Raw genomic sequence first — 15352 nt, 5'->3', positions numbered from 1 at the left:
CCCCCGCCGCGTATGGCCGCGCTCGAAAGCGTCTGCAACTGAGTCTATACAAGCAGGGAGGATGTCATGGCAAAATACAAGGTCGTGATCATCGGCACGGGGCGGATTGCCGATGTCCACGCCATATCGGTAACGCGCAGTCCGCGCTTGGAGCTTGCCGGTTGCGTCGACCCTTTCGGCGGTGCGAGCTTCGCAGACAAGTGGTCGGTTCCTGGATTTACAACACTCGATGCGGCTGTTGATGCCTGCAAGCCGGATGCGCTTGTCATCGCATCGCCAACCGAAACGCATGTTCCCTACGTGCTCGAAGCCTGCCGTTTGCGCATTCCGACGTTGTGCGAGAAGCCAGTTGCTTTTACGCGCGAACCTATCGTCGAGGCGATTGCAGCGGTGCGTGATGCGGCCATACCTGTCGTGCTCGGCTTTCACCGGCGGTTTGATTCGTATCGGCAGGAAGTGCATGCCCGTGTGCGGGAAGGAGCCGTCGGTCGGCCTGAACACATCCTCCAGTTCAGCCGTGATCCGCGCCTTGCCGGTCGCTCTGAGGTTGCCCATCAAGGCGGCATTGTCGCTGATATGGTCGTCCATGATCTGGATGAGCTGAACTGGCTTATGGGCCGACTTCCCGACCACGTTAGCACGCGGCTCGATCGCAATGTCGATCCGACGCTGGCTGAAATCGGCGAATTCGACACCGCAAACATCATGCTTTCCTGGAACGAAGGCACCGTGGCCCATATCTCGGCGACGAGACGCGCGGCACATGCTTTCGAGCAGCGTCTCGAAGTCTTCGGAGGTGAGGGCCGGATCATCTGTGAAGATCCGCGCCTCAGTCCGATTGTATTCGATGGCCTCAATGATACGCGGATTTCTAGGCGGTTCGAGCATTTCTGGGATCGTTACCGTCCCGCTTACCAAGCGGAGATCGACCATTTGGGGGACATCCTCGCGACAGGAGCAGCGCCGCTCTGCACGTTGGAAGACGGTCTCAAAGCTTACGATCTCGTCGAAATGGTGATGGCAGGTGTCCAGCCGCTGACAGAGACCGCATAATCGCGTTTTTGCGATTTTTTAGAGCCCGGCCGGGGTTGAACTGACCCCCGATCGGAGTTAGATGTTGCATAGCTATGCATTGGAGGAATTCATGACTGAAGAAAAGACGATTGGCGTTGGGATGATCGGCCACGCGTTCATGGGCAAGACCCATTCAATCGGCTATCGAGACGTGCCAGTGATCGCGCCGTTGGACGTGCCGCGTCCACGCCTCAAAGCGATCTATGGCCGCGACACGACCAAACTGGAGGAAGCACGACAGCGCTACGGTTGGGAACGCGCCGTCTCCGACTGGCGTGAGATTATCGACGACCCGGATATTCAACTCGTCGACAATGTCGGACCGAATTCCATCCACGTTGAGCCGATCATTGCTGCTGCACGTGCTGGCAAGCACGTCTATTGCGAGAAGCCACTTGCTCCAGACGCGGCTCAGTCCTTTGAAATGTGGAAAGTGGCCCATGAAGCGGGCGTGAAGCACATGTGTGCCTTCAACTACCGTTTCTTTCCGGCGTTGCAGCTCGCTCGCCAGATGATACAGGGTGGTGAACTCGGCGACATCTATCATTTCCGCTCGAATTTTCTTGTTTCCTCCTCTCTCTCCGAGAACCGGGTGAAGGGATGGCGCGACGACAAGACCCTCGCCGGTTCAGGGGCGCTAGGCGATCTTGGCTCGCACCATATCGACATCTCGCGCTTCCTCTTGTCTTCCGATCCCGTGCGCGCCACGGCCGTGACGGGGATCGCGGTTGGCAAGGCCGGCGACGAACAGCGCATCGAGACCGACGATTTGTTTGCCGCTATCCTGACCTACCAGAACGGCGCGCTTGGTGTGCTTGAAGCCTCGCGTGTAGCCGGTGGCAACATGGTGACTAGCCGCATCGAGGTCGACGGATCGCGTGGCTCGATCCGCTTTTCGATGCAGAACCTGAACGAGCTGGAGTTTGCTGGGACAGACAAGGCATGGCGCAGGATCAATGTGCTGCGCGACGGCGATCCCTACCAGAAGAACTGGTTGCCACCGGGACATCCCCTGGGTTGGGTCGACACCTTCAGCCACGAGGCAATGCACATGCTCGCAGCGATCGGTGGACTGGGGGAAATCGCGCCCATCGGCGCAACATTCCGCGATGGCTACTACTGCGCGGAAATCGTCGACGCAATCGTCCGCTCGGCTGCCGAACGCACGGGTGCCGACATTTCCTATCGCAAGGTGTGAGGATCGGACATGGCAAAGATTTTCGTAAGCTGGCCTGGCTATAGCCCGGCCGACAAGGACACAGGTGCGCGATTGGTCGCCGCCGGCCACGAACTGGTGTTGCGGCCCAAGACCGGCAACCGGACGCCGGAAGAGCTCGCGGCGCTACTCGAGGACTGTGACGCGGCCATCGTATCCACCGATCCCTTCACCCGCGACGTTCTTGCTGGCGACAGAAACCTGAAGGTGATCGCGCGCGTTGGCGTCGGGACCGACTCGATCGACCACGAAGCGGCGAAGGAGTTCGGCGTTGGCATTTCGATTACGCCTGGAATGAATGCCGAGACGGTGGCCGACCAAACACTCGCGATGATCCTCGGTCTCTTGCGCCGGGTTGTTACGCAGGACCAAGCCGTAAAAGCGGGCCGCTGGGACCGCGTGGGGGAGGCGACGCCGACCGAGCTCTACCGCAAGACCATTGGCCTGATCGGCGCGGGCATCATCGGTAAGGCCGTCATCCGCCGTCTCCTCGGGTTCGGTGTTCGCGTCATCTATTTCGACGCGATGGTCGAAAGCGTCGAGGGAGCGGAGCGCTGTGGTTCCTTGGAGGAGTTGCTTCAGAATTCCGATCTGGTTTCGCTGCATGCTCCATTGCTGACCGACACCCGCGACTTGATGAACGCCGAACGGATCGCACTCATGCCGAAGGGGTCCTATCTAGTCAACACATCGCGTGGCGGGCTGGTTCATCAGCCGTCGCTCTTCGCCGCACTTCGCTCCGGCCACCTTGCCGGCGCGGCTCTTGATGTCTTCGAAGTCGAACCGCCAGGATCAGAAGCGCTAGCGGACGTGCCGAACCTTATCACCTCGGCTCATATCGGAGGTATCAGCAGAGAGTCGATCGCGCGCATGACCCAGTCTGCGACAACCTCTGTACTCGATGTCCTGGGCGGAGAAATCCCCGACACGGTGATCAATCCTGATGCGCTGCGCGCTCGTTTTGCTGGAGCTTGAATCATGGAAAGAACCCGTAGTTTCAAAGCGCGTACCCGCGCACGCGAACGCACCGTGGGAACATGGATAAAAACGCCATCGAGGATCGTAACGGAGGTTCTGTCGGGCTCCGTACTCGACGTGCTATGCCTTGATGCCGAGCATGCGCCATTCGACAGAATAGACCTTGACGGTGCGATTCTCTCGGCTCGCGCCCAGGACATGCCAGTCCTGGTGCGCGTGCAAGCGCCAACTGCCTCCGAAATCCTGAACGCCCTCGACCTCGGCGCAACGGGGATCGTGATCCCGCACGTTTACGACGTCGCCAATACAAAGGAACTCGTTAAGTCGTGCCTCTACGGGGCTGGCGGGCGAGGATTTGCGGGATCTACTCGTGCTGCTGGCTACACGCGTGTGAAGATGGCCGATCATATCGCGGCGTCCAACAGCCTCACGACGATCGTTGCGCAAATAGAAGATGTCGAGGCGCTTTCCGTTCTCGATGATCTGATGGCGATCGACGAGATTGACTGCTTTTTCATCGGCCGGGCGGACCTTGCTGTCGCTCTCGGCGCGCCGTCTGCGGTAGCGCCGGAAGTGATTGAAGCATCGAAAAAGATATGCGAAGCCGCCGCACGCCATGGCAAGGCCGTGGGGATGTTCGTACCTAACCTGGCCGAAATTCCCGAATGGACCAAGCTCGGAGTTAGCCTCTATCTTCTCGAATCCGATCAGGTGTTTCTGATCAACGGAGCAGATCGTTTGAAGAAAGCCGTCGAGCAGCAGGCTAGTGGCAGCTAGAACTGTCACAATGAGCAGAGCCGTGCCTCGACGGCTCTGTTTCCATGCGACTGACAACCGAGGATTATCTTTATGTGTTCTGCCGCGGGTGCGCCTCTTCAGTCTTGAGAGACGTTATCGACCGAGGGTTATGTTTCCAATTGCGCCGTCGAATGTGGGTGCACAAAAATTTAACGCTTTGCTTGTCAAATTTTGTTGCCTAGCTGCCTTGCTTTCCTAAAATCTTGGCCGAAAGCCCGCCGCTGGAGGACAATATGAGCGAGCGTAAGGATGATTTTCCGGAGGCAAGAATTTGGGAAACGCCCGTGTTTGTTCGGATAGGACACGGTATGACCGAGCCCATAAATGGTCCCCGGGAGGCCTTGTACTATCTGTCGAATAGGTGGGCTGCCGAGCGGGGACCAAAGTTTGAGATTGCCAAATTGGCCTGCAGGCTGACCGTTGAACACTACGGTTCACTCAATGACGCCCGCCAAGCGTTCTTAGACGCTGCTGTTGAAGTAGATGTTTTGGCTTAGGCTCATACGCCACCCCCGACGAGCAACGCTCCTGAACCACCGAACCACCGTGAAGTCGCAGCGATCCGCCGAACTCGGCTCGTGGCAAGACGTCCATCGGTCAATCAAAGCGGCGAAGATTGGCTACCGCCGCCCGCACCCCGTCTTGCCGATCGGCGCTCGGGGTTCCGATGCCCATGGAACGAAGATGTTCTGTGGGCATGCGGTCGTCCGCCTTGGCAGGCGTCACCGACCGGGACTTTTGTTCGGACCCACCGTGACGACGGTCAAGCCGGACGCAGTAGTTCGGACTTTCTAGTTACAACGTGGAAGTGTTCTAGCGAGCGAGCCTTTCCACACGAAAATCCGAATAGCCGATGGAATCACGCCACTAGCGACGAGCTCAATCGCTACCGGCCTGAACCGGATTAGGCCGCCGTTTCTCGATAGCGTCTTTCAAGAGTGCGGCGCAACGGAATATCCCGTGTGCGAACTTGCTGTAAGGCAAAGTCAAAAACAGCCCCATCACAAATCCAAGGTGGATCGCGAGCAGAAGCGGCATCCAAGATGTGTCACGCAAGAACATCAGCGCAAGCCCTGTGACGCTGATGGAAAATAAAAGGGCGATGAATCCCCGGTCCATCGGTTTCTGCCGTTCGTCTGTTTGCAAGTCATTTCGCTGGATACTAAGCCAAAGGAGCCCAGCTGGACCAATGATGAGGCCGACGCCTCCCGCGGTCCCCAGAGCTACGGGAAGACTAAAGATTGGATAGGGTGCCTCCAGCCCAAACAGGTAGTGATAAGCGGTTGCGACGGAAGTGGATGCAAAGCACAACATGAAGCCGTAGAAAGTGAAGTGGTGAAAGCGCCGACGCCATAGGCTGAAAGCATCGTTCTCATTATTGCAGCCGTCCCCGTGCCCGCCACCGAGATATCGCAGGGTGAGGGCCGACGTCGCCGCCTCGCCAATCGCGCTTCCCATCGCAACGGGTGTTCCCGGTTCCGAAACACGCCGCCAGAAACGGGTTACGCCTATGGCCAATGCGATGCCAGAAAAACCGAAAGCCGAGCCGAAGACGACTGCTAGCGTGTTGTGCGGAAAAATGGCGTAGAATTCGCTTTCCAGGCCGTGCACAAAAAGACTTCCTTGGCTCAGGATCGTCGCGATGAGGAACAAAGCGATACCAATGCTTGTCGCCATTGCAACCGCCAGGCCGTTGCTGCGGTACAATTCACCGAAAGCGCGTGGAAACGCATAGTTGATGTATGTATCTCGTCTGACGCGGGCCAATGTTTTTGGCAGATTGACGCCAAAGTCATGCGGAGGGGCGTATTGGCAGGCATAGAGACAGGCAGAGCAGTTGTGGCACAGGTTGGCTAAGTAGTGAGCATCCGCAACGTTGAAGTCCAGCCTGCGTGTCATGGCGGGGAAGACCGCGCAGAAACTCTCGCAATACCGGCAGGCATTGCAGATGTGAAGGAGGCGGTCTACCTCCATGACGTTCGCATCGAGCTCCTCGGATGCTTTGCGGGCTAGATGGCTCAGATCGTCGATGGCAGTCATTCATTTCCCTCGAAATTTATATCGTTCGCCCAGCCGCCGCAGCAGCGCGTGTGCCAGCTATTCGGCCGAACGCCGTACCAATGCTCATTCCGACACCGGCCGTGTAGCCTTTGCCAAGGACATTTCCGGCCATCATCTCGCCAGCGACAAACAAGTTGGGACTTGGTCGGCCCCCAAATCGGACAGCTGCCGTGTCATCCACCTTGAGCGACAAGTAAGTGAACGTAATTCCAGGCCGGAGCGCGTAACCGTAGAACGGTGGACTATCGATGCGCTGGGCCCAATGCGTTTTCGCAGGAGTCACGCCTTGGGTGTCGCAGTCATCGAGGACCGTGTGATTAAATGTTCCGGGACGACATGCAGCGTTGTATTTCTCGACGGTCTGAAGAAAGCTTCCAGAGGGCAGGCCGAGCTTTGCCGCCAATTCCGGGAGCGTGTCCGCGACAACGCCAGGGAATACCGGAGGCATAAAGCGACCGATGACTTTTTTGTCGATGATCGAATATCCAATCTGTCCTGGTTGCTGTGCTACAAGGCGGCCCCAGATTGCGTAGCGCTTCGGCCAGAAATCTTCACCTTCGTCATAAAAGCGTTTGCCTTCGCGGTTCACCACTACGCCGAGCGAAACGCAGTCAATGCGAGTACAGATCCCGCCATCGTAAAGCGGAGCTCGGGCGTCGATGGCAACACAATGGCCCTGCGATGGATCGCCGATGGTATCGGCCCCGGCACTCATCATATATTTGAGTAGGACGCCTTGGTTGAACCTCGTGCCTCGGATGATGAAGTTGTCCGCCGGCCATTCACCTCTGTCATTTCGGCCCCAGGCCTCACGTAGCCATTCGCGATTGGATTCAAATCCACCCGCCGCCAACACGCCCGCCTTGGCGTAGATCTTTTCGCCCGATTCCGTAACGACTCCGACGAACCTATCGCCATCCAGGATTACTTCGGACACCGGAGTGTCGTAGCGGATGGTTACGCCGAGAGTTTCTGCGCTGCGATAGTATGCGTTCACGAGAGCCTTGCCACCGCCCATGAAGAACGCGTTCGTCCGAGCGACGTGCAGCGCGCCCGACAGCGGAGGCTGAAATCGGACGCCGTGCCTGCGCATCCAGTTGCGACAGTTCGAGGATGCTCTAATGACGAGCCGAGCTAAATGTTCGTTCGTCTCGCCACCGGTGACTTTCAGAAGATCCTGCCAATACTCCTCTTCGGGGTAGGCTTCGATCAGAACATCCTGCGGTGCGTCATGCATGCATCGCAGGTTCCGCGTGTGCTGGGAATTGCCGCCTCGCCATTCCTTGGGCGATGCTTCGAGCATCAGTACAGACGCTCCTGCCTCCCTTGCCATGAGAGCCGCACAGAGTGCCGCATTACCGCCCCCAACGATCAAGACGTCGATCAAGTTTTCCGCTCCTCAAGGTGTCGCCCTTTTGTATGGAGATCGGCGTTCATAATCCATCGGAGGACCGTTAAGTGGCCTTCACGATTCGTGAAGGGTAGCCCCTCTCCATCGGTCGTTGCGGACAAGCCCCGTGACTACCTTGCGCAGTTGAGCTCGTAGCGCGAGGGCGGCTGGTGACAATTCTTGATCAGGAAGAGAGGCCAACAGATTTCTGCGACATACCCCAGAATCGGAGATCAGCTTGACCGACAGATTTTGGGCCGGGGCGCGCGTTAGCGCCGCGCCTGGTTGGATGGAATATCCTAAATTGGCGGTGATCGCATCCAGGATGACTGCGAGCGAGTCGATTTCCATCACTATATTTGGACGTACCTTCAACGCATCGAACGAGCGGTCGAGGCTTGCTCGAAGGCCGTGGGTTCTACTCGGGAGGATGAGCGGTAAAGAGGCAATGTCCTCCAGCGCTATGGCATCCGATGACGTGCCGCCGACCTCGTCAGCAGTCAACGGGGTAGAGGGTCCGATCAAGAAAAGGCTTTCATCGAGGAGCGGTATCGCTTCACTCTTGGCGAAGGTTACAGCCTCGTCGTTGAACAGCACCGCGAGATCAATTTGACGAGCCTTGAGCATATTCGCCAAATGACCTGACATCCCTTCTACCAGTTGAAGCCTGATATTCGGATAGTTGCGTGCCAATGCCTCAATGAGTGGGACGGCCAGAACAGAAGAGGTCGTGGGTGCAAGGCCGAGCGAAACAGTGCCTGACAGACGGGCTCCTTCTGCGGATGCTGCCGCCGCGTCGATATGTCTTAGTGCGAGCGTGGCGTGTCTGCAAAATGCGCTGCCGGCCTCAGTCGGCGTTACTCCCGAAGTCCCCCGCACTAGGAGACGTGCCGACAGTTCGCTTTCAAGGCGGCTAATCTGCTGACTGAGGGCGGAGGTCGCCAAGCCCAATTGTGCAGCCGCCCTTCCTAAGCTGCCGCACTCCACCGCCGTGACGAGGTATCTCAGTTGCCGGATTTCCACGAAACCCTCCGAAAGCTCGCAGCCGAGCAAATTCTGCTCTCGATAGAATGTCGGCACTCCAACGCAATATCAAACTGGAGTGGGAACTCCTCCCAGTGCGCTCGTCGCACGCGCAACCGCCTCCAGCAGCAACGTCTCCATCCGTCTCACGGCCTCGATAGTGAACCGTTCGTTTGGACCAGAAAGGGAGATAGTGCCAACAAAGCCGCCTGGGCCGAATACGGCAGCCGCTAGGCCAGCACAGTTAGGATCCCTTTCGCCTCTTGAGAGTGCAATGGGAATCGGCTCGAAGCCAGCGCGCGAATAGCTTCTAATGACCCGACCAGCGGCACCTCGGTCGAGCGGCAAAATGGAGCCCGCGTTTATTCGATCCAAGGTCGCATGGTTTGAATCGACCCGGAACAGACATATGCGGGTGTCAGCGCCGTGAAGGACATGAAACGATGCGCTCTCGGTGTCTTGATCGACCAGTGACTGTAAAATTGGCGGAATATGCTGGCGAAGAGGATTCTGCCGTTCGTAAGCCGTTCCCAACCTCAAGGCGGATCCGCCAAGCCCATACTGGCCGCCCGGAAGGCGGATCGCGTAACCCGCCAGCTCTAAAGAGGTAAGCAGCCTCAAAATCGTGCTTTTGTGAAAGCCAGTAGCCCGCGCGATGTCAGCAAGAGGAATGGGCTCATCACGTTCTGCCAGCGCCGAGAGAATGGCGAAAGCCCGGTCAACCGCTGCGACCCCGTCCGCTTTGGCCATCGGTTCAGCATCTGAGGGTTTGGTGGTTTCGGTTCGAAGGTCACGCATCAAGGGCACTCTCTGATTGCCTCATCCGCATAGCGGCCTGGATTAGAACGGAGGCACGCGTCAAATAGACACGCCGCCAAGGTAAATGCTCTTCGATTGTTGATAGAGCCGCAAGCCGGCAAGCCCCTTCTCTCGACCGAGGCCACTGCTTTTGAATCCACCGAACGGTGTCGAAACGCTCAGCTGCTTGTAGGTGTTGATCCATACCGTCCCTGCGTCGATCTGACGAGCCACACGCATGGCACGCGTTACATCTGGCGTCCAGAGACCGCAAGCAAGTCCATAATCAGTATCGTTTGCCTGAGCGACCAGATCGTCTTCGTGGTCGAAAGGTAAAATGACCAGAACCGGTCCAAATATTTCCTCTCTGCAAACGCGAGCTCCTCCGCTCAGCCCCGTGATGAGGGTCGGCAAATAAAATGCACCCTTTTCAAGCTCTCGGTCGTCCGGTCGCTTCCCGCCGGCTAGGATTTCCCCGCCCTCATCACGTGCAGAGGCAACGAAACGCTCGATTGTTTCGCGATGCTGGAAGCTCGCGATCGGTCCCATCCGGCTGTCGGGATCAAATGGCATGCCCACCTGTATCCGCTTTACGCGGTCCTGCAAGCGCGCGATTACCTCGTCCAGAATCGAACGTTGAACGAAAAGCCTGGACCCGGCCACGCAGGATTGGCCGGAACCCTCGAATATGCCATCCTGCACCGCGTCCAAGGCGGCTTCGAGATCAGCGTCGGCGAAGATAATGTGAGGCGATTTCCCGCCAAGTTCCAGGGCGCACGGGATCAGTCTTTCAGCTGCCGTTTGCGCAATCAGCTTCCCGGTCGCCGTGCCTCCCGTGAAGGAAATCATTCGAACCTTGGGGTGGCGGATAAGTTCGAGCCCCGTCTCCCGACCTGTGCCGGTCAAGACGTTCACGATCCCTGCCGGCACCCCGGCCGCTTGGGCTATCTCGGCGAGTAGAATGGCTACAGTAGGTGTGACCTCCGAGGGCTTCAAGATAATTGCGTTGCCGGCAGCCAGAGCCGGAGCGACCTTTTGAGCCTCCATCGTCAATGGCGAATTCCAAGGGGTCACGGCAGCAACTACGCCGTAAGGCTCGTAGGTTGTCATAGAGAGATAATCGCCGCGTGAGGGGGTAAGCTCACCCCCAACGGTTTCGCAGGCCGCAGCATAGTACCGGAAAACTGCCGCGGCGTTCGAGACCTGCTTGCGCGACTCTGCGATTACTTTGCCGTTCTCTCGACTTTGCGTGATTGCGAGGTCTTCGGCTCGGGACATCATTCCGTCGGCTATCCTGTGCAGGAGAGACGCGCGTTGATGGGGTTTCAGGTTCCGCCACTGGAGGCTGGTAGCCGCGGTCGCGGCCATTTCCACGCAGCTAGCGACGTCGGCTTTGCCGGCCCCCGATACCTCATAGTTTGTCTCGCCAGTAGCCGGGTTCACAGAGCGGAACGGCTGCCCAGCTCCTTCGACACGTTCACCTGCCACCATAAATTTAATCAAGGACATTGCAGCCACTCAGGTTGGGAACATCAACATCGTTCTGTCTAACAGAACACGAATTCTTTTATGCCTTAATATTACGCCGATCCCCTTTGCGCAAGCCTGATTAGTCTTCATTAAATCCCCCTGTCGCGCTTGCCGAGCCATAAGAATGTTGCTAAACAGAATTATTGTTCTGTCAGGCAGAACATCGCTCACGTGGATCTCATCGCAGTGGCCGTTTGAAAGAGGTAATTCGAATGTCGGATTTTAAGGCGGCGGGTTTTATCGGCCTTGGGGTAATGGGAGAGCCAATCTGCCTCAACCTTGTCAAGAAGAGCGGTCTGCAAGTGATGGTTTTTGACCTGAACGCGGAACCGCTTTCGCGACTGGCGGGGCAAGGCGCGATTGCTTCCGGATCCGTTCATGAGGTAGTTGCCAGGTGTGATGTTGTTTTCGTCTGCCTCCCGAGTGCGAGCCATGTCAAAGCAGTGTTCGATATCGAAGGGCTGAGTGATATCCTTCGGCCGGAACAGTTGATCATAGATCTTGGCACGACTTCAGTAGCGCAGACGCGCGAATTCTTCGATTTGATGGCATCCAAAAGCGCTGTCTGGGTCGATGCGCCCATTGCGCGGACACGGCAAGCCGCTCAGGACGGGACGCTAAGTGTAATGGTAGGAGCAGCGCCTGACGTTTACGCTAAAATTCTGCCGCTAATTCGTTGCTTTGCGAGCGATGTGACTAACTGCGGCCTTGTCGGTACGGGCCAAGTCGCCAAGATTCTAAACAACATGGTCTTGTTCGAAACCGTCAATGCGCTCGCCGAGGCAGTCGTGGTAGGCAAACGCAGCGGCATAGACCCGGCGATCCTTCTCGAGACATTCTCAAAGGGTTCGGCCGACAGCTTCGCCCTAAGAAATCACGGCATGAAGGCGATCTTACCCGGCGTCTATCCCAGCCGTGCTTTCTCTACCAAATACGCGCTCAAGGATCTGTCCTATGCCCTTGAGCTCGCGGATGACGCCGGAGTGAGGATACGAGGTGCAGAATTGATGGCGGTGATCCTGCAGGAAGCCACCGAGGCGGGTTCGGGTGATCTGTATTTTCCCGTTGTCGCGCAGCACATTCCCAATGTGGCCAGATTTGAGCAACCGTCGCCCACAAGCGTGAAAGACAGCAGTGTGGGCACCGTTCCCTTGTGGAGCACGTGACGCCGAGCCGCTTGGCGGCGTACCGCAAATGCGCGTCGCCCAAAGCGCTGGCGTAGAACCACAAATTACCAGGCCTGACGCCTGTTTCGAAACCCGAGGAGGGGTTATGTCTAGCGAATACACTGTCAGCGATCTTCTAGCTGATTTTCTTGAAAAACTGAATATCGACACGGCATTCGGTATTGTATCGGTTCATAACATTCCGATGCTCGACGCCCTTTCGCGCAAGAACCGCATGCGGTTCGTAACTTCGCGAGGCGAGCTCGGAGCCAGCCACATGGCTGATGGATACGCTCGTGCCAATGGTCACATCGGTGTTCTAGTTACGAGTACCGGGGCGGGGTCCGCCAACGCGGTCGCGGGTTTGGTGGAGGCTCGGTTTGCAAGTACGCCGCTTCTTCACATCACTGGCCAGACGTCGACCAAGTTTGTTGATCGCGGTATGGGCACGGTTCACGATATTCCCGATCAGCTCGGGATCATGGCTAGCGCCTGTAAGTCTGCCTACCGCATCCGCGCCGCGTCAGAGGCGTTCGCCGTTCTGCAACGTGCTGTCGCCGACGCTGTTACCTTTCCGCGTGGCCCGGTTACCGTCGAGATCCCGATCGACATTCAGAGAGCGCCAGTCGAGCGTCCCGCTAGCCTGGACTATTACGGGCTTGCTGACGATACCATCGTCCCCAGCCTGGACAGCGAAGTGGACGCACTGGTTGAGGCGGTTTTGAATGCAAAGCGGCCAATGCTATGGCTCGGTCGGGGGGCGGCTAAAGCAAGAGAGCCAGTACTCGAACTTCTCGATCTTGGCGTCGGAATGGTGACCAGTTGGGCCGGACGCGGCGTGGTTCCCGAGGGGCACCCGATGAATCTAGGGGCGCTGAACGGAGCTGGAGTGGTTCCTGTCGAGGATTTCTACAAAACCGTCGATTTAATGATCGTCGCGGGCTCAAGACTACGCGGCCATGAGACCCTGGACTTTAGCGTTGGCCTGCCCGGAAACCTATGGCAAATCGATATCGATCCGGCAGCGAACAACCGGACCTATGCAAACAAGGGCTTCGTCACGGGCGAAGCGACGCTGGTATTGGCGGAGCTCGCCCGCCGGATTAGGGGTAAGATCCAGATCGATCCGGGTTACGCCGAAGACTTCAAGCGCATGAAGAATGAAGCTAGGACCTCGTTTGCGCGAACTCTTGGTCCTTACGAAACATTCTCGGAGCAACTTGCCGCCGTTATGCCCAAAGACGCACTCTGGGCTCGTGACATCACGATCAACAACAGCACTTGGGGCAACAAGCTCCTTCAGTTGCAGGATACACGCCAGAATATTTACCCAATCGGCGCGGGCATTGGGCAAGGAATGTGCTTGGGTATCGGAGCTGCGGTTGCGGCGAACGGACGTAAGACGATCGTCATGACCGGAGACGGCGGCTTCTTTCTAAGCATGGCGGAGCTGTGGACTGCGACCCAGGAAAATCTCGATATGGTCATTTTGATCATGAACGATCGCGGGTACGGCGTGATCCGCCATATCCAGGACAAGGCCGCCGGCGGACGCCGCCGGTTCGACACCATCGACGGACCCGATTTGAAGGAGCTGTGCGCGATCTCGGGGATCCCATTCTGGCGGGTCGATCGGGTTGAGGATTTCGGCGCGACTGTCGCGAACGCGATTGCCGTCAAGGGGCCGACAGTTGTCGAAGTCGATATGAAGACCATCGGCGATCACCCACCGTACTTCCCTTATGGCCCCAAGGCGGGACGGCTAGAAGCCAGCTGATGGCTCATCGACGGGCGTGGCAAGTAGGTCAACGGTAATCTCCAAAACTTGCCACTGATGATCGCGCCGCATTGATCTGAGAGGCATTTTGTAATGAAAAAAGCTGTCGGCAACTACATTAATGGCGAATGGCGAACACCCGATGCGGTGAAAGCCAATGTCAATCCGTCTGACCTTGCGGACACGATTGGCGAGTATGCCAGTAGTAGCGCCTGGGATGTCGACGAGGCAGTTAGTGCGGCGAAGGCCGCCTTTCCGAAATGGTCGCGTAGCGTTCCCATGGAACGGCATGTCATATTGAAGCGCATCGCGAGCCTACTCGCCGACCGTGCGGCGGAGCTTGGCGAGTTCATCTCGAGAGAAGAAGGGAAGATACTCTCCGAAGGAATTGGCGAGGCGAACCGAGCCGCGCAGATTTTCGACTTTTTCGCTGCGGAGACTATACGTCTCGCCGGCGATGTTGTCGCGTCGGTTCGCCCTGGTGTGGGCATTGAGGTCACCCGCGAGCCGATGGGAACTATCGGCATGATCACTCCTTGGAACGTGCCCCTAGCTATCCCGGCATGGAAAATCGCACCCGCGTTGGCTTACGGAAACTGCGTAGTTTTGAAACCGGCCGATCTCACTCCAGCGTCCGCACAAATGCTCGCGGAGATCATTGCGGCGTCAGGTTTGCCGAAGGGTGTGTTTAATCTCGTCTTGGGGCGGGGCGGGACTGTCGGCCAGCGACTGCTCGAGCACCCCGACATCCACGCGATCTCGTTTACAGGATCGGTGAGTACAGGTCGGCTAGTCGCCGCAACGGCCGTTGGCAGCGTAAAAATGAAGAAAGTCCAGCTCGAAATGGGCGGAAAAAATCCGCTCGTCGTTCTAGACGACGCCGATCTAGATATCGCCGCTGACGTTGCAGTCGATGGCGCCTATTTTTCAACCGGTCAGCGGTGCACCGCATCTTCTCGTCTCATCGTGACGGAAGGCATTCACGATCGCTTCGTCGACGCGGTAAAGCAGCGCATGGAAAAACTGGTCGTCGGCCATGCCTTGGACCCGGCGTCACGTATCGGTCCTGTAGTCGATGCACGGCAGTTTGAACAAAATTTCCGTTACATCGACAAGGGAAAATCCGAGGGCGCCCACTTGGCTTTCGGAGGGGAGCAGCTCGTGCGGCCTACTAAAGGATTTTACATGTCACCAGCGCTGTTCACGGAGGCAACGCCAAACTTGACTATCTCGCGAGAAGAGATTTTCGGGCCGGTCGCAGTCGTAATCCGTGTTAAAGACTATGACGAGGCTCTTCATGTTGCCAACGACACGACCTACGGCCTCTCCTCGGGCATCTGCACCACCAGCCTGAAGTATGCGACGGATTTCAAGCGAAATTCAGAGTCAGGTGTGGTGTCCGTAAACCTACCGACTGCAGGGGCAGACTTCCACGTGCCCTTCGGCGGGCGAAAGGGGTCGTCCTATGGACCGCGTGAACAAGGGTCATACGCGCGGGAATTCTACACGCAAGTGAAAACGGCCTATACACGCGCATAAGA

Annotated in this window: 13 protein-coding genes; 8 read left to right on the top strand and 5 right to left on the bottom strand. The window is 57.5% G+C overall.

From position 1 onward, the window contains the following. Nucleotides 1-66: 66 nt before the first annotated feature. The 5 genes from MKS82_RS17600 (at nucleotide 67) to MKS82_RS17580 (ending at nucleotide 4563) form a co-directional block, all read left to right on the top strand. Nucleotides 67-1053, top strand: coding sequence for a Gfo/Idh/MocA family protein (locus tag MKS82_RS17600; protein ID WP_240579090.1), 987 nt, complete (start codon nucleotides 67-69; stop codon nucleotides 1051-1053). Between the two features lie 91 nt (nucleotides 1054-1144). Beyond that, on the top strand, nucleotides 1145-2272 hold the full coding sequence (locus tag MKS82_RS17595; RefSeq protein ID WP_240579089.1) for a Gfo/Idh/MocA family protein: 1128 nt from the start codon (nucleotides 1145-1147) through the stop codon (nucleotides 2270-2272). 9 nt (nucleotides 2273-2281) lie between these two features. After that, complete coding sequence (locus MKS82_RS17590) at nucleotides 2282-3265, top strand: phosphoglycerate dehydrogenase (RefSeq protein WP_240579088.1); 984 nt, start codon at nucleotides 2282-2284, stop codon at nucleotides 3263-3265. 3 nt (nucleotides 3266-3268) lie between these two features. Then, a complete protein-coding gene (locus tag MKS82_RS17585) occupies nucleotides 3269-4045 on the top strand; it encodes an aldolase/citrate lyase family protein (RefSeq protein WP_240579087.1) in 777 nt (258 codons plus the stop codon). A gap of 254 nt (nucleotides 4046-4299) precedes the next feature. Then, nucleotides 4300-4563, top strand: coding sequence for a DUF982 domain-containing protein (locus MKS82_RS17580; RefSeq protein WP_240579086.1), 264 nt, complete (start codon nucleotides 4300-4302; stop codon nucleotides 4561-4563). Between the two features lie 382 nt (nucleotides 4564-4945). On the opposite strand, the gene tcuB is transcribed toward MKS82_RS17580, so the two are convergent. The 5 genes from tcuB to MKS82_RS17555 form a co-directional block, all read right to left on the bottom strand. Continuing rightward, entirely contained in the window at nucleotides 4946-6106 is a 1161-nt protein-coding gene (gene tcuB, locus MKS82_RS17575; protein WP_276313394.1) for a tricarballylate utilization 4Fe-4S protein TcuB, read from the bottom strand. A gap of 16 nt (nucleotides 6107-6122) precedes the next feature. Next, nucleotides 6123-7514, bottom strand: coding sequence for an FAD-dependent tricarballylate dehydrogenase TcuA (gene tcuA / locus MKS82_RS17570; protein ID WP_240579085.1), 1392 nt, complete (start codon nucleotides 7512-7514; stop codon nucleotides 6123-6125). 78 nt (nucleotides 7515-7592) lie between these two features. Next, nucleotides 7593-8540 carry a LysR family transcriptional regulator gene (locus tag MKS82_RS17565; RefSeq protein ID WP_240579084.1) on the bottom strand — a complete coding sequence of 316 codons (948 nt, stop codon included), beginning with the start codon at nucleotides 8538-8540 and terminating at the stop codon, nucleotides 7593-7595. 69 nt (nucleotides 8541-8609) lie between these two features. Beyond that, nucleotides 8610-9338, bottom strand: coding sequence for an IclR family transcriptional regulator (locus MKS82_RS17560; protein WP_240579083.1), 729 nt, complete (start codon nucleotides 9336-9338; stop codon nucleotides 8610-8612). Nucleotides 9339-9398: 60 nt separating this feature from the next. Continuing rightward, nucleotides 9399-10847: an aldehyde dehydrogenase gene (locus MKS82_RS17555; RefSeq protein WP_240579082.1), complete on the bottom strand. Its 1449-nt coding sequence runs from the start codon at nucleotides 10845-10847 to the stop codon at nucleotides 9399-9401. A gap of 233 nt (nucleotides 10848-11080) precedes the next feature. Between MKS82_RS17555 and MKS82_RS17550 the strand changes: the two genes are divergently transcribed. From MKS82_RS17550 to MKS82_RS17540, 3 genes are all read left to right on the top strand, one after another. After that, nucleotides 11081-12034 carry an NAD(P)-dependent oxidoreductase gene (locus MKS82_RS17550; RefSeq protein WP_240579081.1) on the top strand — a complete coding sequence of 318 codons (954 nt, stop codon included), beginning with the start codon at nucleotides 11081-11083 and terminating at the stop codon, nucleotides 12032-12034. A 106-nt stretch (nucleotides 12035-12140) separates the two neighbouring features. Then, on the top strand, nucleotides 12141-13811 hold the full coding sequence (locus MKS82_RS17545; protein ID WP_240579080.1) for a thiamine pyrophosphate-binding protein: 1671 nt from the start codon (nucleotides 12141-12143) through the stop codon (nucleotides 13809-13811). A 93-nt stretch (nucleotides 13812-13904) separates the two neighbouring features. Continuing rightward, nucleotides 13905-15350 (top strand): aldehyde dehydrogenase family protein, encoded by a 1446-nt coding sequence (locus MKS82_RS17540; protein ID WP_240579079.1) that lies wholly within the window; start codon nucleotides 13905-13907, stop codon nucleotides 15348-15350. The last annotated feature ends 2 nt before the right edge of the window (nucleotides 15351-15352 follow it).

Source organism: Ochrobactrum sp. A-1, from assembly GCF_022488005.1.
Lineage (GTDB): Bacteria > Pseudomonadota > Alphaproteobacteria > Rhizobiales > Rhizobiaceae > Brucella.
The sequence above is the reverse complement of the archived record's forward strand: the minus strand, read 5'-3'. Positions and strand labels throughout refer to the sequence as shown.